Below are 25,465 nucleotides of genomic sequence, written 5' to 3'. Positions count from 1 at the left end.
GAGTAATAAGGGGGATTTCGAAAAAATGGTACTTTCATTTTTATCGGAAGCCCCCTTATTATTGAGTATCAGCTCTACAAACACCGTTCAATAAAGGTTGTATTTAAAAAGTGTCCAGATCCCAAACACCAACACGCATCCACTTTATCCGAGATAAGGTTGGTGCGTGTTTTTGATATTCAAGGAGAATGTGAAATTTGCTTGTAGAAAAAAGGGTTTTCCATTAGAATTGAATGAAAGCGATTTACTGAGGAGTGGTTGGTTGGAGAAGTATTATAAAGTGTTGTTGATTGACGATGAGGCGGAGATTCGAGAAGGAATGGCCTTTCGAATCCCTTGGGAACAACTAGGATTAACGATTTGTGGTACGGCTGAAAATGGTGTCGAGGCACTTGAGCTAGCCGAAAAACACCATCCCGATATTATTATCACTGATATTCAAATGCCTTTTATGGATGGTTTAACGTTTATTCAAAAAGCACAAAAAATGTTACCGCTATCAAAATTTATTGTTTTTTCGGGATATGAACGATTTGAGTACGCGCAAAAGGCGGTGTCTTTGCACGTCACCGAATATTTACTAAAGCCTTTTTCCTCGCAAGAACTAGTCGAAGTCTTGATTCATACGAAAAACGAAATGCTTCGAGAAAAACAACAGCATCGTGATATTGAAAGGCTGCAACAACAATTCCAAGAAAATTTACCTTTGCTGAGGCAGAGTTTTTTATTGAGTTGCCTTAGTGGACTAGCGACAGAAGAAAGCATTGAACACCAAAGTGAAAGTTTTCAATTAATGGCGAATAATCATTATAGTCTCTTACTTTTTGATACAGGAAATCTCAAACATGCGAGCCACTTTAAAGGAAAAGAAGCACTTTATATGATTTCAATCAAGCAATTTGTCAATGAAAAGCTAAGCCAATTGTTAGTGAATGATACCTTTATTTTTGGTGATTATGTTGTTTCGCTTTTACCCTTAGCTCTCGATTTTGATGTGGATTTGTTAATGAAGCACGTGAATGAAATCTGCCGTGAAGTCAGTCGAGAAAATGGTGAGATGGTCGTGGCTGGTTTAAGTCAATCAGTTGCGGGCTTGGCTCAATTACCATTTGCCTATGAACAAGCACAAGATGCTCTCGCTTATAGCTATCGATTGGATCGACAAGAGTGGTTTGCGACTTACATTCAAGACGTCACACAAGCGACAGATTTAATCATTTTAAGTGAAAAAGGAGAAAGACAGTTAACCAATTTATTGAAATTAGGAAGCGAAAGGGATTTAGAGGAGCGAATCGCAACTATTTTTCAAGAAATCAAAGATAAACATCTATCCTTTCAAAATTATCGAGTGTATTTGATTGAGCATGTGACCTTACTACTACGTATCGTGGCGTCTTATGATTCCGACCCACAGCAAGTTTTTCAAGAAGACATCATGAAAAAAATCGCGATGCTTGATAAGCTCTCGTTAGAGGAAATGGCGGATTGGTTTTTAGAAAAGTCTACGCAATTAAATCAGTCGATTCAAATGAGTACCCTTGACTCTGGGAAAGCTGCGATTAATAAAGCGAAATGGTTAGTCAAAGAACGGTACCAAGACCCGGATTTATCGATTGAAGACATTAGCCAAGAATTGTTTTTAAGTTCAGCTTATTTTTCATCGATTTTCAAAAAGGAGACGGGGCAAAGCTTTATCTCGTACTTAACTGAGGAACGATTAAAACAAGCAGTCAGATTGCTAGAAACGTCAACGGATAAAAATTATATGATTGCAGAAAAAGTCGGATATAGCGAACCGAATTATTTTAGCTATGTCTTTAAAAAACATTACGGTTTGTCACCTTCGAAATACCGTGCGCAGCGTTTGACGGTTTAGGAGAGATGCGATGAAACGAAAAATAAAGCAACTTTACACGTCAATTACACAGTTTTTCCAACGTAAAGGTTTGCAGTTTACGTTATTATCTACTTTTACCGTTGTTTCGATTGTCGCCATTTTAATCGTTACGGTAGGGTATACACGCCAATTTTCACTTAAAATGGAAGAAACGACTCGCAAGAATAATGTTGATTTGTTGGCCCAAGTCAATTTAAATCTCGATGATTACGTGCATCGCTTGATGGGTGTTTCGAATACGGCCTACTATAAAATTCTAAAAGATGCAGACATTGTTAAAAACAAGACAGAAGTCGATCGAGAGTTAAGTTTGCTCTATTCAGCGAACGAAAGCATTGTATCAACGATTGCTATTTTTAGTTCGGATGGTCAATTGATTACGAGTTCACCTGCGAATCAATTGAGAGAAGGAGCGAATGCGACAGAGGAAAGTTGGTTTAAGCAAGCCAATGAACAAATTGAGAACGTGCATTTTTCCAAGCCGTATGTCGACAATCTGTTTCTCACACCGAACAATACGTATCACTGGGTGGTCTCGTTAAGTCGTTCCATTCAAATCATCAATAATGGCGAAGTTGAACGAGGCGTATTGTTAGTCAATATGAATTTTTCAGGAATCGAAAAAATCAGCACAAACGTAAATTTTGGTGAAGGCGGCTATATTTATTTGATGACACAAGATGGGCAATTGCTTTACCATCCAAGGCAACAACTCATTTATAGCGGTTTGATGCTAGAAAATACGCATAATGCTTCCAAGTACGCAGAAGGTAGTCATCTTGAGACCTTTCAAAATGAAAATCGAATTGTCACCTTAAAAACAATGGGGTATACCGGATGGAAAATTATTGGTGTCACACCAATTGATCAAATGCAGTCGGGTTTATTTGATAATCAGTTGCTATTGTGGAGTATCGCCTTAATGGTGAGCCTGCTATTATTCAGTGTGAATGCGGTGATTAGTGCCAAAATTACCAATCCTTTACGCCAGTTAGAAGAGGCCGTTTTTCGTATGGAGCAAGACCTCACAGACATCGACATTCCGATTGAAGGGACGTATGAAATTCAACACCTTTCAAAAACATTGGCAACAATGGCTCAAACGATGCAACGCCTAATGAAAGATATCGTGAAGCAACAAGAACAGCTACGTAAAAAAGAAATGACGGCATTGCAACAGCAAATCAATCCTCATTTCTTGTATAACACGCTCGATTCAACAATTTGGATGATTGAAAGTGGCCGGTTAGAAGGGGCGATTACGATGATTACTTCTTTGGCACGTCTTTTCCGAATTAGTTTGAGTAAAGGCAGCAATATCATTTCATTGAAAGATGAAATTGCCCACGTCCAAAGTTATTTACAAATTCAAGAAATTCGTTATCGCAACAAATTTGAATATTCGATTACGGTCGATCCATCAATTGAAGATGCGGCCACGATTAAATTAATTGTTCAACCTTTAGTCGAAAATGCCATTTACCATGGGATGGATTATATGTATGAAGAAGGGGAAATCCAAATTCGAGCGTATCGCTTTGAAGAAGACATTTATATTGATATTGAAGATAACGGTCCTGGAATGACGGAGGAGCAAATCACAACGTTACGTCAAAAAAAACAAGTAACCACACGGAAAAAAGGTTCGGGTATTGGTTTTTCAAACGTCGAGGAACGCATTCAACTTTTCTACGGCAAAGCATATGGTTTGGAAGTTTATAGTGAACCAGATGAAGGGACATTGATTCGTATTCGGATACCGTTCCAACCATTAAGTGAGGAGGATTTTGATGAAGGAATCGATTAAAAACTTTATACTCATTTTCAGTAGCATGCTATTTTTACTCTCGCTTGTCTATTCCTTTACACGTCCCAAGTCACAAGAAGCGTATCAATTCCATGCCTATTTGCGCAATACGTTTGATGATAATGGGTACAACGTCTTGAAACAAGGAATGGAGCAAGCAGCCAATGATTATAAGATTGAACTTTCTTTTAGTGTAATGGAAGAAGACGGTGAACAACAAGTCGACTTGTTGAAACAAGAGGTTGAGGCCGGAGTCGAAGGATTTATTGTCGAGCCAAAACAAGAGCCGTTCGATTTTAATCAAGCCATCACCGTGCCTTTTGTTTATGTGAATCAGCAAGAACTGGTTGATCAGATTCCGGTGGTCTCTGCAGATAATCACCAAAGCGGTTATGTATTGGGTAAGGAAATGTTAGCGACTACCAATGAACAAGGTCGCGTATTAGTTGTACGACCCAAAGTTCTTTATAGCGAAAATTCGGAAAACTACGTCGGATTACAACAAGCTTTTAGCGAACAACAAGTCGCCTTTGATGAATGGATCATAGAGGAAGGGCAAATCGATTCATTGATTCAACACTTGTCTGAGAAAAAAGATTATCTCGGGATTGTTTCCCTGAGCTTAGAACTAAGTGAAGCCCTCGGCAAAGCAAAAAAACAAGAGAAAACATTTGAAAACCAAGCTTTGTATGGCTTTGGCTTATCCAACCAATTGCTAAATTTTATCGAACAAGGTGTTTTCCAAGGTGTTGGTGTCAGTAATCAATTTGCCGTAGGGTATGCTGCTGTCGTGCAATTAATGAGTCAAGTCTCTGGAGAGTATCAGCGTATTCCTGGCATCGATACGCTTTTTATAACGAAAGAAAATTTATTTGATACGGATAATCAAAAACTGCTTTTTCCATTAATTCAGTAGGGGGATCAAGATGAAAAATTGGAAAATCTATCTGAGTATGCTTTTTTTAATATTGGCTTCCATCCTTTACTTTTCAGACGATGGTCAATCACTGGCAGAAGAAAAAAATCAGGAAAAGCCATTGAAAATTGGTGTCAGTTTGTATCGTGGAGACGATGAATTTATCTCATCGATCCGTCATGCCTTAGAAGAGGAGAAACTTGCACTTGAAAAAGAAACGAATCGAAAAATGACAGTTAAGATTTTAGATAGTAAAAACAGCCAAAGCATTCAAAATAGTCAAATCGATCAATTGGTTCGAAGTGATTATGATGTCATCGCAGTGAATGTCGTCGATCGAACGGTCGCCTCTAATATTATTTATAAAGCCCGACAAGCAGGGATTCCGCTCATTTTCTTTAATCGAGAACCGATTCAAACTGATTTGATTCAATGGAACCAGGCGTATTATATCGGAAGCAAGGCGCAAGAATCTGGTGAAATGCAAGGCGAATTAGTCCTAGAACAATATCGTTTAGCGCCAGAAACCATTGATTTGAATCGTGATGGAAAAATCCAATACGTCATGTTGGAAGGCGAAGAAGTTCACCAAGATTCACTGATCCGTACAGAATCGTCGATAAAAACCATTGTCGAGGGTGGTGTCAAAGTCGAACGATTAGCTCGTGGAGTTGGGAACTGGATGCGGCAACCAAGTAAGGAATTTGTACGTGAATGGTTAGAAAAATATCCCAATCAAATTGAACTCGTAATGAGTAATAATGATGAGATGGCGATTGGTGCAATCGAGGCTCTCCGAGAAATACCAGAGGGAATGACTTTACCTCATGTTGTTGGGATTGATGGCACATCGGAAGGTTTGGAGGCAGTCGATCGAGGGGAAATGTTGGGGACGGTTCGCAGTGACCCCAATGAGTATGCACGAGAAATGTTGACCTTAGCGAAGCAACTCGTAGAATCCAATGAACAACCAATTGGTAATGGGGACCCATATATTTGGATTCCTCACCAATTGTATCAAAAATAGAATAATCGAAAAAAGGAGGTATGACAAAAGTCATTTTTCTCTGAGAAACTGGAAGTAAATTCGAACAATTGGGGATTTCAATTCACTAGTTGCTAGAGGTAGAAGAGGATGATTGAAGCTTGGTCGGATGCCGCTTGGGACCATTATATTTTTTGGTATAATCAAGGAAATAAAAATAAATAAGCTGATTAAAGATATTGATCGTACACCTTTTTCAGGAATTGGCAAACCAGAACCATTAAAACATGATTTATCTCTATTCTGCTAAAGATCATTATTTTTAGATGTTGAAGTCAGTTATGTCTGTGACAAGGCTAGAACGTACCACTTTTTGATTGAAAATTAAAAGCATATAATACTTAGTGTTGCAAGAAAGCCTAATGAGGACTTCTTGTAACACTTTTTTGATACAGAAAGATATAAGCGTTTTCAAAGAATTTGCTAATTCATCTAAAAATATTCTATGTTTATCTTGTAAGCGATTTCGTACAATGAGGGTGTAAAGAAAATAAAGGAGGAATTACAAGATGAAGAAAAAAGTATTTGCGTTTGGGTTATTAAGTTTAACAGCAGCAATCGTTTTAGGGGCATGTGGTAGCCGAGGCGGCGCAAGCGATGGTTCTTCGGATGCTGGAAAGGAAGAAGGCAACGCAGAACAATTAGTTGGAGCTGCGATCTATAAATTTGATGATACCTTTATGACTGGCGTACGTACCGCGATGAGTGAAGCGGCGAAAGAATCGGGCATCAAACTTGAATTAGTGGATTCTCAAAATAAACAACCGACACAAAACGAGCAAGTCGATACATTCATTACAAAAGGAGTCAATGCATTAGCGATTAACGCGGTTGACCGTACGGCAGCAGGACCAATTATTGAAAAAGCGAAAGCAAAAGATTTACCAATTGTATTTATTAACCGTGAACCAGAAGCAACAGATATGGAAAGCTACGATAAAGTCTGGTATGTCGGAGCAAAAGCTGAGCAATCCGGGACACAATCGGGTCAAATCATTGCGGATTACTTTACGGCCAATCCCGATGCCGATAAAAATGGCGATGGTGTGATTCAATACGTAATGCTACAAGGAGAACCAGGACACCAAGATGCAACGTTGAGAACAGAGTATTCCATTAAAGCGATTGAGGATGCCGGTTTTAAAACAGAAAAATTAGCAGTCGATACCGCAATGTGGGATAAAGCCAAAGCAACCGACTTAATGAAATCATTCATTACGGGACAAAGTTTAGATAAAATCGAAGCCGTAATTGCTAACAATGATGACATGGCACTAGGTGCGATTGAAGCCTTAAAATCAGAAGGATATAACACGGGCGATGCAGCGAAATTCATGCCAGTCGTAGGTGTCGATGCAACAGCACCAGCATTAGAAGCAATGAAAGACGGTTCGTTACTAGGAACGGTATTAAATGATGCTGTCAACCAAGGAACAGCAACGATTAACGTAACAAAAGCAGCAATGGACGGAAAAGAAATCAATGAAGCAAACGTCGGCTACCCAGTAACAGACGGTAAATATATCTGGATTGACTACGTAAAAGTAACCAAAGACAACTATGCAGAATTTATGGAGTAAGGATGTTTTTGAAGTGTTTAGTGGTGAGTCATAAGTAAGGAATCTTACCAAAAGAGTTTCTTACTTTTGTAAGATCTTGGCTTATTACCGAGCCACTGCTCCAGAAACACCGTTCAATCAAGGTTATTTTTATTGCGTTTTGAGTTGAGAGATAAGAAGGAATGTGCAAAAAGCGTTCTGTGCTTTATGCAGATTTCGCCTTATCTCCGAGACTCAGCAATCAAAATACCGTTTAATCAAGGCTATCAATCAATCGTGTAATGTCGAGTAATAAGCAAAGAATCTTAGCAAAAGTGTTCTTTACTTTTGTAAGATTCAGGCTTATTACCGAGACATTGATTCATGCCGTTTAATCAAGGTTATTTTAAAAAATGGAAAGGGGAGAAGAAAATGTCAGAAATCATGTTGGAAATGAAAGAAATCGTTAAAGAATTTCCGGGTGTAAAAGCTTTAGATGGCGTGAGCTTAACCGTGCGTAAAGGATCCGTTCATGCGTTGATGGGTGAAAATGGTGCTGGCAAATCCACTTTAATGAAATGTCTTTTTGGGATTTATCATGAAGATAGTGGCGAAATTATTTTAGATGGAAAAAAAGAAGAAATCATGAATTCACGGCAAGCACTCGATTTAGGTGTGTCGATGATTCATCAAGAACTCCATCCGATTCGCTACCGTCCGGTCATGGAAAATATTTGGCTAGGTCGTTTTCCAATGAAAGGTATCGTGGTCGATCGCAAGGAGATGATTCGCCAAACAGAAGAATTATTTAAAGAAGTTGAATTGGACGTTGATCCGGAAGCTTTAGCAGGGTCGTTGTCACCATCGACTTTGCAATTGGTTGAGATTGCAAAAGCGGTGAGTTACCATTCGAAAATTATTATTATGGATGAGCCGACCTCTTCATTAACAGAAAATGAAACAAAGCACTTATTTAAAATTATTCGTTCCTTACAAGATCGAGGCGTAGCGATTATTTATATTTCTCATAAAATGGAAGAAATTTTAAAAATCTCTGATGATGTAACGATTATGCGTGATGGACAATACGTAGGTACTTGGGCGGCGAAGGAATTAACGACCGATTTGATTATTAAGCGAATGGTTGGTCGTGATATGACGCAACGTTTTCCAGATAAAAACTATACCCCATCAGAAGAAATTGTTTTACGTGGAATCGATTTAACCGCAACGGATCCAAAATCGTTTAAAAACGTCAACTTTGAGTTGAAAAAAGGCGAAATCTTAGGTATCGGTGGTTTAGTTGGGGCGCAACGCACCGAATTAGTGGAAGCGTTGTTTGGATTACGTGGCATTCAATCAGGAACGATTGAAAAAAATGGTAATAAACTAACGATTCGCCACCCGAAAGATGCGATTCAGAATAAAATTGCTTTGCTAACGGAAGAAAGACGAGCGACAGGAATTTTTGGCGTATTGTCGATCTTAGATAATACCGTCATCGTCAATCAAAAAGATTATGAGCACGCAGGCGTATTAAACGATCATGAACGACTCGAAGCTGCCGAAAAAGCCAATAAAGAATTGCGGACGAAAACACCACATATGGATGAACTGATTCGTAACCTTTCAGGTGGAAATCAACAAAAAGTATTATTAGCTCGTTGGTTACTGACGAATCCAGATGTACTGATTTTAGATGAACCGACACGCGGTATTGATGTCGGAGCAAAGTTTGAAATTTATACGATTATGCATAAATTAGCGGCAGAAGGCAAATCAATCATTATGATTTCATCTGAAATGCCAGAGCTAATTGGCATGTCGGATCGATTGATGATCATGGCGGAAGGACGAGTGACCGGGGTTCTAGACGCTAAAGAAGCCGATTCTGTAATGATTATGGATTACGCGACACGTTTTGCAGATAAAGGATCAGATGTCGTTGACGAAAGGGAGGAAAGATAAATGGAAGCAGGAATAAAAGTCTTGCCACGCAAGCAGTTTGGAATGTTTTTTGCCATTACTGGAGCGATTATTTTAGCATTAGCCATTGTTTTATGGTACACGTTAAATCCAAATGTTTTTTACGAATTGGCAATCTATGTTGGAATGGTTGGTGCAGGAGCACTTTATTATGGTAGTAATCAGATGTTCGCCAGAAAATATAAGGATGGAGAAGTTGAATTATCCAAAGAAAATACCAAAACATTTCTATTAAATAATGCGATTATTATTTCCTTACTCTTATTGGTAGTTGTGATCATGGTGATTGAGCCACGATTCATGCAATTGAATGTGTTATTAGATATTTTAACCATGTCTTCAACCAAAATGATTGTTGCACTTGGTATTTGTTTTACGTTATTAATTGCTGGAACGGACCTTTCAGCTGGTCGAATGGTTGGATTAGCAGCTGTTGTTTCGACATCGATGTTACAAAATCCAGACTATGCAAACCGCTTTTTCCCAGATTTACCGATGTTACCAGTTATCTTACCAATTATTATTGCCGTTCTTGCTACCGCAGCTTTTGGTGTATTGAATGGTTTCCTCGTAGCAAAATTTGATATGCATCCCTTTATTGCAACCTTAGCCGTATCGGTAATTGTTTATGGTGCAAACTCGCTTTACTTCGATATGGATCCCAATAAATCGCAACCAATTGGTGGGATTCGTAAAGATTTCATTTTCTTAGGACAAAAGAAATTACTCGAAATTGGAGATTTCCCAGGAATTTCAATTTTAGTCCCAATTGCGATTCTCTTTATTTTACTCGTTTGGTTTATTCTAAACAAAACCGTCTTTGGTAAAAACGTCTACGCAATTGGTGGTAACCGTGAAGCGGCGATTGTTTCTGGCGTGAATGTTTTCAAAACAACAATGGGTATTTTCGTTTTAGCTGCTGTATTATACGGAATTGCCGGTATTTTAGAAGCAGCCAGAACAGCAGGTGCAACGAATAACTATGGAAACTCCTATGAACTCGATGCGATTGCAGCCTGTGTCGTTGGTGGGGTCTCGTTGAGTGGTGGTGTTGGTAAAGTCAGCGGGATCGTGAGTGGGGTATTAATCTTCACGGTTATCCAATACGGACTCCAATTCATCGCCGTTAGCCCAATGTGGCAACAAGTGATAAAAGGTGTAATTATCGCAGTAGCCGTTGCGATTGATTTAATGAAACACCGTAAAAACTAATTCTTTTTCTTAGCTCCCCCCTTAAAGTTGAGAAGATAAATAAAAGAAACAGCATAACTTTGAAAAAAGATGTGCTGTTTTTTTGTTTTCGGCAACATGCACAAAAACAGCAAAAGGCAATATTCGGGAATTTCTTAGGTGGAAGGTGGGAAGATTTATTGAAAGCCTTTACTTATAATGAAGTTATCAAATAAAAAGGTTTTCAGGAGGAGAACAAATGACATTAAAAGTTGGAATTATCGGATGTGGCGGAATCGCGAAAGGAAAGCACTTACCTTCGCTTGCAAAAATTGAAGAAGTAGAAATCGTAGCTTTTTGTGATATCGTACTTGAAAGAGCAGAAGAAGCAAAAGAAACATACGGTGCAGCAGACAGTAAAGTTTTTGAAGATTACAAAGCAATGTTAGCTGAAATGGACCTAGACGTGGTTCACGTATGTACACCAAATATTTCTCACGCAGAAATCTCAATTGCTTCATTAGATGCAGGGAATCATGTAATGTGTGAAAAACCAATGGCGAAAACATCAGAAGAAGCGCGTGCGATGATCGAAGCAGCAAAACGTTCAGGTAAAAAATTAACGATTGGTTATCAAGGTCGTTTTGCAACAGAATCAATGTACTTACATGAAGTTTGTGGCGAAGGTGAGTTAGGTGAAATCTACTCAGCGAAAGCACATGCGATTCGTCGTCGTGCCGTTCCAACTTGGGGAGTATTCTTAGATGAAGAAGCACAAGGTGGCGGACCGTTAATCGATATCGGTACACACGCGTTAGACTTAACGTTATGGATGATGGATAACTACAAACCAAAATATGTTGTTGGTAAAACATACCATGAGTTATCAAAAACAAAAAATGCAGCAAATGCATGGGGCCCATGGGATCCAGAAAAATTTACTGTAGAAGATTCTGCTTTTGGTTTCGTTGTAATGGAAAATGGCGCAACGGTTTATTTAGAAGCAAGTTGGGCATTAAACACGCTTGACGTGAAAGAATCAAAAACAACGTTATTTGGTACAAAAGGTGGAGCCGATATGAACAATGGCTTAACAATTAACGGTGAAGCGCATGGTTTATTATATGAGAAGAAAATCGAGTTAGAAACAGGCGGCGTGGCATTCTACGATGGTGCGGGAACAGATCCAGCAGCATTAGAAGCACGTGCGTGGATTGACGCAATCTTAAACGATACGGATCCAGTTGTAAAACCTGAGCAAGCGCTGGTTGTTACTGAAATTTTAGAAGCAATTTACGAATCTTCTAAAACAAATGCCCCTGTCTTTTTATAGGAGAAGAATATGAATCCAAAAATTGCCTTACAATTATGGAGCGTTAAGGAAGATTGTCAAAAAGATTTTAAACAAACGTTAAAAGAAGTCAAGGAAGCGGGGTATGCCGGTGTTGAATTCGCCGGCTACTACGACTTACCAGCAGAAGAGTTAAAAGCTTATATCTTAGAGTTAGGCTTAGAAGTCGCTGGTTCACACATTCCTTATGAAAAGTTAGCCAATGATTATGAAGCAACGATTGCTTACGAAAAAATTATCGGAAATACACGAATCGTTGTTCCGTATATGACTTTCCCAGGGGACTTTGATGCATGGAAACAGTTTGTTACAGAGTTAAAAGAGTTAAGTCAAAAACTTCAAGCGCAAGGAATGACGCTTTATTATCATAACCATTCGCATGAATTTAAAGAAGTTGAAGGCGTAGACTTATTAAATTATATGGTCACAGAAGTGCCAGAATTGAAATTAGAAGTCGATTTATATTGGTTGCACGATGCGGAATTACCGGTTAATGACTGGCTCGATCAACATCAAGCCAACATTGGGTTATTCCATGTGAAAGAAATGCAAGAAGATCCAAGAGAAAGCACCGAAATCGGCAAAGGTATTTTACCAATTGTTGATTACATAAAAACAGCGCAAGCCTTTGGGTTACCATGGTTAGTCGTAGAACAGGAAGCGTTTCAGACGCTGACGCCAATGGAAGCAGTCAAAGAAGATTACATTGCTTTAGCGCAAATGATTGAGGGAGTGTCTTAAATGATTCAAGTAACCGTGTGGAATGAATTTCGTCATGAAAAAACAAATAAAACGGTCCAAGAAGTCTACCCAGATGGGATTCATGGACAATTAGCAAAATTTATCGGAGAAGAGTTTACCGTTAAAACGGCAACACTAGACGAAGAAGAGCACGGGTTAACCGAAGAAGTCTTAGCAGAAACCGATGTCTTAATTTGGTGGGGACATATGGCACACGATGAAGTCCAAGATGAAATCGTGAACCGAGTCCACCAACGTGTCTTGGAAGGTATGGGCTTAATCGTCCTACATTCTGGACACTTCTCAAAAATTTTCAAAAAATTAATGGGAACAAGTTGCGACTTAAAGTGGCGTGAAGACGGCAAAAATTGCCGCATTTGGAACGTGAATCCAAGCCATCCAATTGTTGAAGGTGTCGGTGAATGCATCGAACTTGAACAAGAAGAAATGTACGGCGAACACTTTGATATCCCAGCTCCCGATGAATTAGTGATGGTTAGCTGGTTCCCAGGCGGCGAAGTCTTCCGTAGTGGTTGTACGTACCGTCGTGGAAATGGGAAAGTTTTCTACTTCCAACCAGGACATGAAACATACCCAAGTTATTACAATGAGCAAGTCCAACGTGTCATTAAAAATGGCATCCGCTGGTGTGCACCAACTGAAAACGTGTACCCAAGTTACGGACATGCCCAACCAAGAGAGGAGATCTAAATTTAATGAAATTAGGCGTATTTACCCCATTATTTAACCAAATGAATTTTGATGAAATGATTGATGCCGTTGCTAAAAAAGGACTACAAACTGTTGAAATTGGAACAGGTGGTTATCCAGGGAACGCGCATTTAGATATTGATAAATTATTAGCGAGCAGCGATGCACGTATCGAATACCTTGCAAAATTAGCAGACAAAGGGCTAGAAATCTCAGCGTTAAGCTGTCATAATAACCCAATCTCACCAATTGCTTCAGTGGCCCAAGAAGCCGATGAACTGTTACGTAAGACGATTAAATTAGCGAATTTAATGAACGTTCAAGTAGTCAATGGTTTCTCTGGAATCGCTGCAGGAAATGCAACAGATACACAAGTCAACTGGCCGACATTACCATGGCCAACGGAATACGAAGACAGCTATAACTACCAATGGGATCAAAAATTAATTCCTTATTGGAAAGGCATTAACACAGATGCTGAAGCTGCCGGCGTTAAAATTGGTATTGAATTACATGGTGGTTTCTTAGCACACACACCATACACAATGTTGAAATTACGCGATGCTGCTGGAAAAGCAATTGGTTGTAACTTAGATCCAAGTCACTTATGGTGGCAAGGGATTGATCCAGTCGCGGCAATCAAAATTCTTGGAAAAGAAAACGCGATTCACCACTTCCATGCAAAAGACACGTACCTAGATCAAGATAATATCAATATGTACGGTTTAACCGATATGCAATCATATGGTAACGTGCAATCACGTGCTTGGACATTCCGTTCAGTTGGTTGTGGTCACGACTTAAAAGAATGGTCAGACATCATTTCAGCATTGCGCTTATATGGTTACGACTATGTTTTAAGTATCGAACATGAAGATCCAATTATGTCAGTTGACGAAGGATTAACACGCGCAGTGACAAACTTAAAGAGTATTATGATTAAAGACCAACCAAGCGATATGTGGTGGGCTTAAACATTAACAAAAAGTGAGGAATAAACAATGCAAAAAGTAAACTTCGCAATTGTCGGTTATGGCGGCATGGGTTCATACCACGCTCGTACATTAATGCCAACAGAATCAGAACGTTTAAATATTACAGGTGTTTACGATATTGATGCAGCACGTTTAGAGGCTGCAAAATCAGAAGGCTTTGAAACGTATGAAAGCTTTGAAGCAATTTTAGCGGATGAAGCTGTTGAAGGCATTCTAATCGCGACACCAAATGATAGCCACAAAGAACTAGCCATTACAGCATTACGCGCAGGCAAGCACGTTTTATGTGAAAAACCGGTAGCAATGAACGTGGAAGAACTGGATGAGATTTTAGCAGTTGCTAAAGAAACAGGAAAAACATTCATGGTTCACCAAAATCGTCGTTGGGACCCAGATTTCTTAATGGTTCGTAACATGTACCAACAAAAACCAATCGGTGACATTTTCCAAATTGAATCACGCGTTCAAGGAGCAAACGGCATTCCAGGTGACTGGCGTCATCTAAAAGAACACGGTGGCGGTATGCTATTAGACTGGGGCGTTCATTTATTAGACCAATTATTATGGTTAGTTGAAAGTCCAATTAAATCAATGAACGTTGATTTTAGTTATGTTTTAGGTGATCCAGTTGATGATGGTTTCTTTACCTATATCACTTTTGAAAATGGCGTTCGCGCGATTGTTGAAGTAGGAACAAGTAACTATACGAAATTACCACGTTGGTACGTTAAAGGAACCGAAGGAACAGCGAAGATTGACGATTGGGACCTATCAGGTGAAATGATTCGTGCTACCAATGCAGAAGGCGTTAGCGCACCAACACCAATCCAAGCAGGTGTTGGCCTAACGAAAACAATGGCACCACCATCTGAGGAAGCAATGGAAAAGATTGCCTTCCCATCATCAGAAGCGGATTTCATTCCTTTCTATCAAAATGTGTATGAAGTTATCCGAGAAGGCGCAGAACCAATCGTTAAAAACGAAGAAGTCCGTGTTGTACTAGCACTAATAGATGACATGTTTAAACAAGAGGCTATTTAATAAGCGTTTAGTAACGAGTAATAAGCAAGAAATCTCCCGAAAGTGTTCTTTACTTTTGGGAGATTTTAGCTTATTACCGAATTACTGCTTATTCAATGCCGTTTCAACAAGAGGCATAAAATAAACGTTTAGAAGCAAGAGATAAGAGGGCATTCAAAAAAAATCGTATTTTGATTTTATTCGAGTGACCACTTATCTCCGAAGCTTCTGTTTATTTTATACCGTTTAGACAAGAGGCTATTTAATAAGCTTATTACCGAGTTACTGCTTATTCAATGCCGTTTCAACAAGAGGCATAAAACAAAAGACAAAAATTTTGCTCATGCAATCTTTTTGTCTGTTTTTTTATGAATTTTTTTGGTTTTTGCATTGATTTCGTTTGAAACGCGGAGTAAAACGTTAATTTTGACGTGAAAAAAAGTAAAAACAATCGCATTAGTAGCTAATAAAGTAGTTTTTTCCGAAATATATTTATTTAGTTATTATGAAAACCCTTTATTTAGAGTGGTAACACGAACATTAATCGATTGTGATTCATAAATGATTGCTTTTAATTTGTAAAACCTTAAATCTTTGCTATAATAAGCGTTACAACTTACTTAAAGGAGAGAATGCAACATGACAGTTTATAACTTTTCAGCAGGACCGGCGATCTTACCGAAACCAGTATTGGAAAAAGCACAAAAAGAATTTTTAGATTACAACGGGAGCCAGTTGTCCGTAATGGAAATGAGTCATCGTTCCTCCATTTATGAAGGTATTATTAATGAAGCAGAAGCACGCTTAAGAAAATTAATGGCGATTCCAGATAATTACCATGTGTTATTTTTACAAGGTGGCGCAAGTCTGCAATTTTCAATGTTGCCTTTAAACTTAGCTGTAGGTAAAAAAGCACTTTACGTAAATACGGGGACTTGGGCTGAAAAAGCGATTGAAGCGGCACAAAGTGTACCAGGCGTGGAAGTGGAAGTCATTGCTTCAAGCGAAGACAAAAACTTTACTTACGTACCAAAAATTACAAAAGAAATGGTTGATCAAGACGCAGCCTATTTACATATTACAACAAATGAAACGATTGGTGGCATTGCGTTTCAAGAAATCCCAGATGCAGGGGTTGTGCCAATTATCGCGGATATGTCTTCAAATATTTTATCAAATGACTATAAAGTAACCGATTTTGGTGTGATCTATGGTGGTGCGCAAAAAAATATCGGACCTTCAGGGGTGACGGTTGTAATTATTCGTGATGATTTATTAAATGATGAACCGGTTTTTGCACCGATGCTTGACTATCGTGTTCAAGCGAAGAACAAATCAATGTATAACACACCTGCAACGTATGGTATTTACATTGCAAATCTTGTTTTTGAATGGTTAGAAGATTTAGGGGGCGTACCGGCAATCTTAAAAGCCAATCAAGAAAAAGCTCAATTATTATATGATGCAATTGACACGTCACCTATTTTCTCAAGCCCGATTGCAAAAGAAGATCGTTCAATTAATAATATTCCTTTTGTTACCGGAAATGCTGAGTGGGACAAAGAGTTCAATCAGATTGCACTTGCAGCTAATATGCAAAATTTAAAAGGTCACCGTAGTGTAGGTGGCATGCGCGCAAGCTTATACAATGCTTTTCCTAAAGAAGGCGTCGTAGCGTTAGTTGATTTAATGAAAAAATTTGAAGAAGAAAAGGCGGGAAAATAAATGTTCCAGATTAAAACATTTAACGCAATTGCGACCGAGGGTATGAGTCGTTTCGAGAGCGAAAATTATGGCATTAATGAGGACAACAAAGACCCACATGGGATTTTATTACGTAGTCAAAAGTTACATGACTATGCCTTTCCAGAAACAGTCTTAGGTGTTGCTCGTGCCGGGGCTGGAACGAACAATATTCCAGTGGAAGACTTAACGAAAAAAGGAATTGTTGTTTTTAATACACCAGGAGCCAATGCAAATGCAGTGAAAGAGTTAGTCGTTGCCAGCTTACTATTAAGCGTACGTCCAATCTTACAAGGTGCAAACTGGGTACAACAATTAGAAGGTGACAACTTAGAAGAAGTCGCTGAAGCCAACAAAAAACAATTTGCTGGAACCGAATTAGAAGGCAAACGTTTAGGTGTCATTGGTTTAGGATCAATTGGAGCGATGATCGCAAACGATGCTTACCGTTTAGGAATGGAAGTTATGGGATTTGACCCGTACGTTTCAGTCGATACGGCTTGGACGATTTCACGTCGTGTGAAACGTGCACAACAAATTGAAGAAGTTTTCCGTACGTGTGATTTTATTACCGTTCACGTGCCATTAAACGATGCAACAAATAACTTAATTAGTGATAAAGAAATTGCGATGATGAAAACAACAGCGAAGTTATTTAACTTCTCACGTGGTGAAATTGTCGATACGCAAGCGGTATTAAAAGCCATTGAAGCGGATGAATTGGCTGGTTTTACAACTGATTTTGCCGATGCAAAATTATTAAATAATCCAAAAATCTTAGTTTTACCACATTTAGGGGCTTCAACTGAGGAAGCAGAAGTAAACTGTGCTAAAATGGCAGCACGTACATTGAAACGCTTTTTAGAAACAGGTGTCATTAAACGTTCAGTTAACTTCCCAGCAGTGGAAATGGATTTCCAATCACCATACCGTGTGACAATTATTCATGACAATAAACCAAATGTCTTAGGTCAAATTTCAACAGAGATTGCTTCACTTGGAATTAATATTGATAACATGGTCAACCGTGGACGTGGGGATTATGCCTACACATTAGTTGATGTCAGTGAAAAAGATGATTTGAAAATGCAACGAATGAAACGCCACTTAGAACAAAAAGAAAATCTAATTCGTGTACGCACAATTAAAAATTCGGAGGTTTATAACGAATGGTCTTAGTCAAAGCTTTCAAGGGGATTCGCCCGAAATCAGAATTAGCTGCTAAAATTGCAGAATTACCCTACGATGTGGTGAATTCACAAGAAGCAAAAGAATTAGCGCAAAACAATCCGTATAGTTATTTCCATATTGATAAGGCAGAAATTGATTTACCAGAAACACTGTCCCAGTATGATGAGAAAGTCTATCAAAAAGCTGGTGATAATCTAGCGGACTTTTTAGAAAAAGGCTGGTTAGTCAAAGACAATCATCCGAACTTCTATTTGTATCAATTAACGATGGACGGTCGTAGCCAAACAGGAATCGTTGCATGTACATCCATTGATGATTACATGGAAGGCAAAATTAAAAAACATGAATTTACACGTTACGAAAAAGAAATTGATCGTATTAACCATATGAAAGCCTGTGATGCCAATACAAGCCCAATCTTCTTAACGTATAAAAATCAAGCAGCCATCCAAGAAATTGTTGAGAACTGGAAACGTACGAATGCGACATTATATGATTTCACCAGTTATCATGACGTGTCGCACCAAGTGTGGTTAATCGATGATGAAAAAATCACTGAGCAATTAAGCACATTATTTGAAGGTGTTGATGCGCTATATATTGCAGATGGTCATCACCGTAGTGAATCAGCGGTTAAAGTCGGCGTTGAAAAACGTGAAAATCAAACCAATAGTCCCGAAAGTGATTATTTCTTATCGATCTTATTCCCAGCAGAGGAACTAGCAATCTTAGAATACAACCGTGTATTAAATGTTCCAGTACCAGAGAACTTTTTAGATATGCTATCTGAACACTTTGAAATCGAAAAAACAACTGAAAACACGTCGCAAAATCCACGTGAAATTCAAATGTATTTAGACGATCAGTGGTACACTTTAACAATTCCAGCAGATAAAATCGCTGCAGATATTGTTGAAAGTTTGGACGTTTCTTACTTACAAAAACATGTTTTTGAAAAAATATTTGATATCATGGATATTCGCAGTGACAATCGCATTGATTTTGTCGGCGGTATTCGCGGATCAAAAGAATTAGAAAAAATGGTCGCAACACCTGATTGGAACTTAGCTTTTGCGATGTATCCAACACAAATGAGTGATTTACTGGCTGTCGCAGATGCCGGACAAATCATGCCGCCAAAATCAACTTGGTTTGAACCAAAACTATTAAGCGGTCTGTTTTTACATGATTTAGAAACAAAATAATTGAATTGAGCACGTCTTCAAAGTAGGAGGCGTGCTTATTCTTTCTTCTAGCAAAAAATGAACATTAAAGGGGATTCGCAACCAGTTTGTACGATAATACATATAAATCATCTTGACATTCCACGATATTTTACTTATAGTATATTTAAATTTAGATTAAAATACAATGTGAATATCGAGAAGTTACGATGAGTACTATCGAGAATCATACAATTGTGTCGTATGTCTAAATGTAAAACATCTACACAAAAACAAGTAAATCAGACTTTCGTTCTTCTAGTTTAGATGCTAGAAGTATGGGAGTTTTTTTAACTAAAAGGGGGCTTTTTATAATGGGGAAATGGAACAAAGGAAAATGGTTATTTACAGTAAGTGCGTTGGTATTAGGGTTAGCAGCTTGTGGTCAAGGTGCAGCCGAGAAAGAAGAAGGTGCTACGTCAGCTTCAGGTGAAGGGACACAGACTGTGGTGGTCGGTGTTGCACCAGGACCATATGGTGAGATGGTGACGGATGTTTTAGGACCATTGATGGAAGAAAAAGGTTTTACCTTAACAACCAAAACGTTTAATGACTATGTCCAACCAAACAAAGCACTCGCAGATGAACAAATCGATGCCAATTTATTTCAACACACGGCTTATTTAGAAAAGTTTTCTGCAGATAATGGTTTGGATTTAACAGCCTTAGGTCACGTACCAACTTTAGGAATGGGAATTTACTCCAAAGAATTAAAAAGTTTAAGTGAGTTACCAGAAGGTGCTAAAGTGTCGATTGCCAATGATGCTTCGAACTTAGCGCGTACATTGCAATTACTGGAAGCCAATGAATTAGTGACCATTGCAGACGAAATTGATGAAACAAAAGCGACAGTCAATGACATTGCCGAAAATCCGAAAAACTTCGATTTTAAAGAATTAGACGCAGCGCAATTGGCTCGTTCAATTGATAATGTTGATATCGCACTTGTACCAGGGAATTTTTCTTGGGCAGCGGATCTTGATCCAGCAGATGCACTGGCTTTAGAGAAATTACAAGAACAATACAAAAACGTTGTTGCTGTACGCACGCAAGAAAAAGATTCTGAGCTTGGTCAAGCCTTTACTGAAGTCTTAACGAGTGATGCATTTAAAGAAGCAATCGCAGCTTCTCCGTTTAAAGATTTTGATCAACCGGCTTCTTGGAATAAATAACGAGTAAGAAGGAGAAAATATGCGTAAAATTGAATTGAAACAGGTCACCGTCCAATTCAATCAGAAACATCGTCAAACACTCGCTGTTGACGATGTTTCTTTGAGTATTAATCAGGGCGAAATCTATGGCATTGTGGGTTTGAGTGGCGCAGGTAAAAGTACTTTAGTCCGTACAATGAATTTACTACAAGTCCCAACGAGTGGGCAATTATTGATTGACGGAAAAGACGTAACGAATGTTAAAGGTCAGGCGTTAAGCCAACTACGTAAAAAAATCGGCATGATTTTTCAACATTTTAATTTAATTCAAAACAAAACAATCGGTCAAAATATTTTATTTGCCTTAGAAGCAGGCGATTATCCGAAAGAAAAAAGACAAGAGCGAATTGAAGAATTACTATCGTTAGTTGATTTAGCCGATAAAATCAATGATTATCCGCGTAGTTTGTCTGGAGGACAAAAACAACGGGTTGGGATTGCGCGTGCGCTAGCCAATCAACCAGAAATCCTACTCTGTGATGAAGCAACAAGTGCTTTAGATGTCGAAACGACCGAGGAAATTATCATTTTGTTAGAAAAAATCAATCGAGAGTTAGGCTTAACCATCGTGTTTATTACGCACCAAATGGAAGTCGCTAAACGATTATTCGATCGCGTCGCGGTAATGGACCAAGGGAAAATCGTTGAAGAAAATGATACCTTTTCCATTTTTGGTCAACCGCAACATCCTTTTACCCAAAAACTTGTTGGGCGACACATGAATCTCGTCTTGCCATCCGAATTATTTGACCAATTTGATTCTGGGCAATTATTAGAGTTAACCTATCTAGGAGAACAAGCGATTGAGCCGTTGATTAGTCTGATTTCACGTGAATATCCGGTCCTAATGAGCATTATTCACGGAAAGATTGAGTACATTCATGGTAAAGCGATTGGGCGTTTAATCCTTCATATTGATGGTGAACAAGCAGTCATTGACGAAGTTGTGCGTAAGATGGCAACAAAAGTCGATCACTTGCGAATCGTTGAAAGACAGGAGGCGTTGTAATGGAAACATGGGAAATTATTCAACTAGAATTGCCAAAAGCATTATGGGAAACCGCTCAAATGGTTTTTGTTTCGACGTTGATTGCGGTCGTTATTGGTGGCGCGTTTGGTTTATTTCTTTATTTTTCAAGCAATCCTTTATTTGCCAAACAAACTATTTTTTATCCCGTGCTTAGTTTTGTGGTGAACGCAGTCCGTTCGTTGCCCTTTTTGATTTTGATGGTCGTCTTAATTCCTGTGGCCAAATGGTTAATCGGGGATCCGTATACTCCTGCTGGAGGAACGGTATCATTAACCGTTGCTGCCATTCCATTTTATGCCCGAATTGCTGAAGGCGCCTTTTCAGAAGTCGATCATGGGATTTTAGAAGCCGCAATTTCAACGGGAGCCAGTAAACGACTGATTTTTAAAGGTGTGCTGCTTCCGGAGGGATTACCGAGTTTGATTCGTGGCTTTGTTTTAACCATTATTAGTTTAATTGGTTATTCGGCAATGGTCGGAACGATTGGAGCCGGTGGTGTCGGCGACTTAGCCATTCAGTATGGTTACTACCGTTATGAGACTGGTGTGCTAGTCATTATTATTGTAATCCTCATTATCATTGTGCAATTGATTCAGTGGCTTGGTGATTATCTTGCCAAAAAAGCCTTGAAAAAATAAGGAGTGAAGAAAATAGTATGCAAAAATTAATCGAGATTTTTGGGAATGAGCGAGTGGTCCTCGGGACAGCAATTCCGAAAGTTTACCTTGAAACACCTTTACTCGCTCAAAAAGGTATCGCACAAGCACTCGTCTTTCCTAAAACCACGCAAGAAGTACAGGACTTGGCGCTTTATGCGAAAGAACAGCAATATCACTTAATCCCTCGTGGTGCAGGGACGGGTGTGACCGGTGCAACATTTCCCGTCAAAGGAGAAATTTTAATTGATTTCTCTCAGATGAATCAAATCACTGCATTCGATGAAGCGACACGCACGCTTTTTGTTGAACCAGGTGTGACTTTGGAAGAAATTCAGACGTTTGTTGAAGCGAAAGGTTATCTTTATCCACCTGATCCAGGATCAAATAAGGCAACAATAGGCGGAACCGTTGCAACGAACGCAGGAGGCATGCGTGCCGTCAAATATGGGGTGACTCGTAACTATGTTCGTCAAATGGTTGTTGTCCTAGCGAGTGGCGAGAAAATGACAGTTGGAAGCTTAACCGAGAAAAACAGTTCAGGCTATGATTTAAAAGATTTATTTATTGGATCAGAAGGAACGTTAGGAATGATTATTGAGATTGCTTTGCGTCTCGTGGTACCGCCTAAAATTACCCAGTCCTTATTAGTTGGTTTTGATCACTTGTCAGACGTTTCAAAAACAGTGAACGCGTTATTATCAAGTGCAGTCAACCCAACAGCGCTCGAGTTTTTTGAAGAAGAAGGAATCGCCTATAGCCAACAATTACTTGGACTTTCTTTTCCTTTAAAGCAGTCAAAAAATTACTTGTTGTTAACCGTTGATGGTAATCAACGCGCAGATGTTGAAGAACGCCTCGAACAGGCATTAGCATTAGCGGATAAAAATCAACGAGTGGAGTATCGACACTTAAGCGATGAAGTTGAGGCACAAGTCTGGAAGTTAAGAGGCGCCATCGTTTCAGGCATCGAAGCCGTGACGAAACAAGAGCCATTAGATATCGTTGTTCCAATTGATAAAATTACCGAAACCATCGAGAAAATCAAACAAATGGGGCAAACATATGATTTAGCCACCATTACATTTGGTCATGCAGGCGATGGTAATATTCATGTATGTATCTTAAAAAATGCAATGACCGATGACAGATGGAAGAAACAGCTAGCCTTATTCTTATCCGAGCTCTATCATTACGTCGCCTTGCAAAAGGGACTACCTTCTGCCGAACATGGCATTGGATTACTGAAAAAATCCTATTTCTTAAAAGAAATCGATCCAACCGTTTTGACCTACTTACGTCAAATAAAAGCCGTTTTTGATCCAGAAAACCGCCTAAATCCAACGAAGATGATGTAAAATCGGCTTCGTTTAGGTGTTTGAACATGAAATTAAAAAGCGATAGAAAAGCTGATGTGACAGCTATTCTATCGCTTTTTCTTTGGTGTGAAGAAGTCTATGTGTTTTTTGAACAAACGACAAGGAAGTTAACAAGCTTCTTAGCGGTCACTTAAAGGACTCGATTTCTCACAAATAAAAAATGTCTTTTATGATAGAGTTTGCTAAAATCAATCGTATATAGTATTAGAAGGAGGCAGTGAGATGGAAGCGAACGTAAAAGTGATTATTGAACGGTTAACAGCCAAAGATTTTACCGGACTTGAGTTATTAATTGAGCATTTTAGTTTTAATATCCTGTCTGCCATACACCAAATACTAAATCGTCCAGAAGACAAATCACTTGTGGACGACGTCGCGAACGAAAGTTTTTATAAAATATGGAAAAATATTTCCCGATACGATGAGACAAAAGCTGCTTTTAGCACTTGGACAAGCACAATCGCGAAACGAACCGCCCTTGATTATAAGAAGAAAAATATTAAACAGCAACAATTGGTTCCATTAGAAGAAAAACAAGCTGAACTCGTAGCGCAAGAAACCGTCCTTTTTGAACAAGAAGGATTTATGAGCTTAATCGATCAATTATCCGAAGAAGATCAACTGATTTTTCTTAGCTACTACTATTACAATGATGCCCCAAAAGAAATTGCTGAAAACTTAAATTTATCGACCGACATTATTTATAATCGACTATCCCGAGGTAAAAAGAAATTGAAAGAACAGTTATTGAAAGGAGTCGAGAGAAAATGACTATTCGAAATATCTTTAAAAGAAGCGTCTCCGATTTAGAAACACCATCCGATCAACAGCCCGTGCAACAAGACTTAACAATAAGTGAGAAAAAACAATTGTTTTTACGTACAAAAATGTATGTCATCTTGCAAGAAGTCATGGAAGAATTGCAAGAATATTTTGCTCCAGAAGAAGAAATCATCGGCTATCTCCCGTTTACGAATCAAGAAAATTCAACTGCCGCAACAGTCGGAATTGCAGGAATGATGCATGTGAAAACACCGAGAGGACGAGATTACCTAGAGACATTCCATGAATTAAGAGGTAATCGTTTACTCGTTTTTACAAACAAAAAAATCTATTTTATGGTCGTTTTAGAGTTCATTGAGGAAAAGTTGTTTAATGCCTATGATTATGAATCAATTGCTAAAATTAAATTTAAAAAAAGTCAAACAAGCTACCGAGAATGGCAGTCAAATAAAGGTTTTAAGAAAGAGACAATCACTCACTACACGCTTGATTTTCAAGCAGGTGATCATGTCTTTACCGAAACCCTAACGGATACAGATGGTCAAAAATTCTTAGCCTTACGTGAACAAATACCAGCTTTAAAAGCTATTGAACTAAGTAATAAAGTGACAAGAAATTCATTTATGGATTATATGTTCAGTAATATTAATTTCTCGATACGCACCTTTACGATTCTGTCGTGGCTATTTTTTGGTTCGCTCTTTTTATACTTCGTGTATATGATAGTGAAAATCTACTTTTTCCCAGAAACGATTCGAATGCCAGACTTGGATAATTTACCGGAAATACCTCATGCACCCAAAATACCTGGAGGAGCAAGTCTCTCGAATAATTTTCTCGGGTGCGTTCAATCCCTAGGTCTAATCTTTCGGTTGTTTATTTAATAAAGTACTGTTTGAATGAAATAGCGTCAACTCAAAAGGCCAAACCTTTGAGTTGGCGCTATTTTTCACCATTAATGGAATCGGTTGCGTAAAAATAGATAGGTAAAAATTCTTTAGTTCGTGTTCTTTTATAAGTGCTGTCTAATTGTCTGAATAATAAAAAATACAAAAATGATGAAAACGCTTGC

The 25,465-nt window shown here is 38.6% G+C and carries 21 protein-coding genes and 1 pseudogene; all 22 read left to right on the top strand.

Annotated elements, in window-relative coordinates; genetic code table 11:
• Positions 1–262: 262 nt before the first annotated feature.
• The 22 genes and pseudogenes from IEV09_RS06990 (at position 263) to IEV09_RS06885 (ending at position 25,277) form a co-directional block, all read left to right on the top strand.
• Entirely contained in the window at positions 263–1,876 is a 1,614-nt protein-coding gene (locus IEV09_RS06990) for a response regulator transcription factor (protein ID WP_188367568.1), read from the top strand.
• Between the two features lie 10 nt (positions 1,877–1,886).
• A complete protein-coding gene (locus tag IEV09_RS06985) occupies positions 1,887–3,704 on the top strand; it encodes a sensor histidine kinase family protein (protein WP_188367567.1) in 1,818 nt (605 codons plus the stop codon).
• On the top strand, positions 3,688–4,620 hold the full coding sequence (locus IEV09_RS06980; RefSeq protein ID WP_188367566.1) for a sugar ABC transporter substrate-binding protein: 933 nt from the start codon (positions 3,688–3,690) through the stop codon (positions 4,618–4,620). The genes IEV09_RS06985 and IEV09_RS06980 overlap by 17 nt, the downstream gene beginning before the upstream one ends.
• 10 nt (positions 4,621–4,630) lie before the next feature.
• Positions 4,631–5,647, top strand: a complete 1,017-nt coding sequence (locus IEV09_RS06975; RefSeq protein WP_188367565.1) for a galactose ABC transporter substrate-binding protein — start codon at positions 4,631–4,633, stop codon at positions 5,645–5,647.
• 108 nt (positions 5,648–5,755) lie between these two features.
• Positions 5,756–5,903, top strand: a pseudogene (locus IEV09_RS06970) (type II toxin-antitoxin system YoeB family toxin); the annotation flags it as partial.
• A gap of 271 nt (positions 5,904–6,174) precedes the next feature.
• Complete coding sequence (locus IEV09_RS06965; RefSeq protein ID WP_188367564.1) at positions 6,175–7,245, top strand: galactose ABC transporter substrate-binding protein; 1,071 nt, start codon at positions 6,175–6,177, stop codon at positions 7,243–7,245.
• A gap of 390 nt (positions 7,246–7,635) precedes the next feature.
• Complete coding sequence (locus tag IEV09_RS06960) at positions 7,636–9,171, top strand: sugar ABC transporter ATP-binding protein (protein ID WP_188367563.1); 1,536 nt, start codon at positions 7,636–7,638, stop codon at positions 9,169–9,171.
• Complete coding sequence (gene mglC, locus IEV09_RS06955; protein ID WP_188367562.1) at positions 9,172–10,401, top strand: galactose/methyl galactoside ABC transporter permease MglC; 1,230 nt, start codon at positions 9,172–9,174, stop codon at positions 10,399–10,401.
• A 217-nt stretch (positions 10,402–10,618) separates the two neighbouring features.
• Positions 10,619–11,692 (top strand): Gfo/Idh/MocA family protein, encoded by a 1,074-nt coding sequence (locus IEV09_RS06950; protein WP_188367561.1) that lies wholly within the window; start codon positions 10,619–10,621, stop codon positions 11,690–11,692.
• A 9-nt stretch (positions 11,693–11,701) separates the two neighbouring features.
• Positions 11,702–12,451 (top strand): sugar phosphate isomerase/epimerase family protein, encoded by a 750-nt coding sequence (locus tag IEV09_RS06945; protein WP_188367560.1) that lies wholly within the window; start codon positions 11,702–11,704, stop codon positions 12,449–12,451.
• On the top strand, positions 12,452–13,162 hold the full coding sequence (locus IEV09_RS06940) for a ThuA domain-containing protein (RefSeq protein ID WP_188367559.1): 711 nt from the start codon (positions 12,452–12,454) through the stop codon (positions 13,160–13,162).
• A 5-nt stretch (positions 13,163–13,167) separates the two neighbouring features.
• A complete protein-coding gene (locus tag IEV09_RS06935) occupies positions 13,168–14,136 on the top strand; it encodes a sugar phosphate isomerase/epimerase family protein (RefSeq protein ID WP_188367558.1) in 969 nt (322 codons plus the stop codon).
• Between the two features lie 27 nt (positions 14,137–14,163).
• Positions 14,164–15,198, top strand: coding sequence for a Gfo/Idh/MocA family protein (locus IEV09_RS06930; protein ID WP_188367557.1), 1,035 nt, complete (start codon positions 14,164–14,166; stop codon positions 15,196–15,198).
• A 618-nt stretch (positions 15,199–15,816) separates the two neighbouring features.
• Positions 15,817–16,902 (top strand): 3-phosphoserine/phosphohydroxythreonine transaminase, encoded by a 1,086-nt coding sequence (serC, locus tag IEV09_RS06925; RefSeq protein ID WP_188367556.1) that lies wholly within the window; start codon positions 15,817–15,819, stop codon positions 16,900–16,902.
• On the top strand, positions 16,903–18,099 hold the full coding sequence (locus IEV09_RS06920; protein ID WP_188367555.1) for a 3-phosphoglycerate dehydrogenase family protein: 1,197 nt from the start codon (positions 16,903–16,905) through the stop codon (positions 18,097–18,099).
• Positions 18,090–19,316 carry a DUF1015 domain-containing protein gene (locus IEV09_RS06915; protein WP_188367554.1) on the top strand — a complete coding sequence of 409 codons (1,227 nt, stop codon included), beginning with the start codon at positions 18,090–18,092 and terminating at the stop codon, positions 19,314–19,316. The genes IEV09_RS06920 and IEV09_RS06915 overlap by 10 nt, the downstream gene beginning before the upstream one ends.
• 332 nt (positions 19,317–19,648) lie before the next feature.
• Entirely contained in the window at positions 19,649–20,506 is an 858-nt protein-coding gene (locus IEV09_RS06910) for a MetQ/NlpA family ABC transporter substrate-binding protein (RefSeq protein WP_188367553.1), read from the top strand.
• 19 nt (positions 20,507–20,525) lie between these two features.
• Positions 20,526–21,554 carry a methionine ABC transporter ATP-binding protein gene (locus IEV09_RS06905; protein WP_188367552.1) on the top strand — a complete coding sequence of 343 codons (1,029 nt, stop codon included), beginning with the start codon at positions 20,526–20,528 and terminating at the stop codon, positions 21,552–21,554.
• A complete protein-coding gene (locus IEV09_RS06900; protein WP_188367551.1) occupies positions 21,554–22,213 on the top strand; it encodes a methionine ABC transporter permease in 660 nt (219 codons plus the stop codon). The genes IEV09_RS06905 and IEV09_RS06900 overlap by 1 nt, the downstream gene beginning before the upstream one ends.
• Positions 22,214–22,230: 17 nt before the next feature.
• Positions 22,231–23,589, top strand: a complete 1,359-nt coding sequence (locus IEV09_RS06895) for an FAD-binding oxidoreductase (RefSeq protein ID WP_188367550.1) — start codon at positions 22,231–22,233, stop codon at positions 23,587–23,589.
• A gap of 243 nt (positions 23,590–23,832) precedes the next feature.
• Positions 23,833–24,381: a sigma-70 family RNA polymerase sigma factor gene (locus tag IEV09_RS06890; RefSeq protein WP_188367549.1), complete on the top strand. Its 549-nt coding sequence runs from the start codon at positions 23,833–23,835 to the stop codon at positions 24,379–24,381.
• Positions 24,378–25,277 carry a hypothetical protein gene (locus tag IEV09_RS06885; RefSeq protein WP_188367548.1) on the top strand — a complete coding sequence of 300 codons (900 nt, stop codon included), beginning with the start codon at positions 24,378–24,380 and terminating at the stop codon, positions 25,275–25,277. Before IEV09_RS06890 ends, IEV09_RS06885 begins: the two co-directional genes overlap by 4 nt.
• Positions 25,278–25,465 lie beyond the last annotated feature (188 nt).

Source organism: Enterococcus alcedinis (assembly GCF_014635985.1).
Classification (GTDB): domain Bacteria; phylum Bacillota; class Bacilli; order Lactobacillales; family Enterococcaceae; genus Enterococcus_I; species Enterococcus_I alcedinis.
This window is presented reverse-complemented; position numbering and strand designations above follow the sequence as displayed.

Bases quoted from the DNA above. Each gene is read 5' to 3' on its own strand.
- IEV09_RS06985 (WP_188367567.1), top strand. From the start codon at position 1,887: ATGAAACGAAAAATAAAGCAACTTTACACGTCAATTACACAGTTTTTC.
- IEV09_RS06980 (WP_188367566.1), top strand. From the start codon at position 3,688: ATGAAGGAATCGATTAAAAACTTTATACTCATTTTCAGTAGCATGCTA.
- IEV09_RS06975 (WP_188367565.1), top strand. From the start codon at position 4,631: ATGAAAAATTGGAAAATCTATCTGAGTATGCTTTTTTTAATATTGGCT.
- IEV09_RS06965 (WP_188367564.1), top strand. From the start codon at position 6,175: ATGAAGAAAAAAGTATTTGCGTTTGGGTTATTAAGTTTAACAGCAGCA.
- IEV09_RS06960 (WP_188367563.1), top strand. From the start codon at position 7,636: ATGTCAGAAATCATGTTGGAAATGAAAGAAATCGTTAAAGAATTTCCG.
- mglC (WP_188367562.1), top strand. From the start codon at position 9,172: ATGGAAGCAGGAATAAAAGTCTTGCCACGCAAGCAGTTTGGAATGTTT.
- IEV09_RS06950 (WP_188367561.1), top strand. From the start codon at position 10,619: ATGACATTAAAAGTTGGAATTATCGGATGTGGCGGAATCGCGAAAGGA.
- IEV09_RS06945 (WP_188367560.1), top strand. From the start codon at position 11,702: ATGAATCCAAAAATTGCCTTACAATTATGGAGCGTTAAGGAAGATTGT.
- IEV09_RS06940 (WP_188367559.1), top strand. From the start codon at position 12,452: ATGATTCAAGTAACCGTGTGGAATGAATTTCGTCATGAAAAAACAAAT.
- IEV09_RS06935 (WP_188367558.1), top strand. From the start codon at position 13,168: ATGAAATTAGGCGTATTTACCCCATTATTTAACCAAATGAATTTTGAT.
- IEV09_RS06930 (WP_188367557.1), top strand. From the start codon at position 14,164: ATGCAAAAAGTAAACTTCGCAATTGTCGGTTATGGCGGCATGGGTTCA.
- serC (WP_188367556.1), top strand. From the start codon at position 15,817: ATGACAGTTTATAACTTTTCAGCAGGACCGGCGATCTTACCGAAACCA.
- IEV09_RS06920 (WP_188367555.1), top strand. From the start codon at position 16,903: ATGTTCCAGATTAAAACATTTAACGCAATTGCGACCGAGGGTATGAGT.
- IEV09_RS06915 (WP_188367554.1), top strand. From the start codon at position 18,090: ATGGTCTTAGTCAAAGCTTTCAAGGGGATTCGCCCGAAATCAGAATTA.
- IEV09_RS06910 (WP_188367553.1), top strand. From the start codon at position 19,649: ATGGGGAAATGGAACAAAGGAAAATGGTTATTTACAGTAAGTGCGTTG.
- IEV09_RS06905 (WP_188367552.1), top strand. From the start codon at position 20,526: ATGCGTAAAATTGAATTGAAACAGGTCACCGTCCAATTCAATCAGAAA.
- IEV09_RS06900 (WP_188367551.1), top strand. From the start codon at position 21,554: ATGGAAACATGGGAAATTATTCAACTAGAATTGCCAAAAGCATTATGG.
- IEV09_RS06895 (WP_188367550.1), top strand. From the start codon at position 22,231: ATGCAAAAATTAATCGAGATTTTTGGGAATGAGCGAGTGGTCCTCGGG.
- IEV09_RS06890 (WP_188367549.1), top strand. From the start codon at position 23,833: ATGGAAGCGAACGTAAAAGTGATTATTGAACGGTTAACAGCCAAAGAT.
- IEV09_RS06885 (WP_188367548.1), top strand. From the start codon at position 24,378: ATGACTATTCGAAATATCTTTAAAAGAAGCGTCTCCGATTTAGAAACA.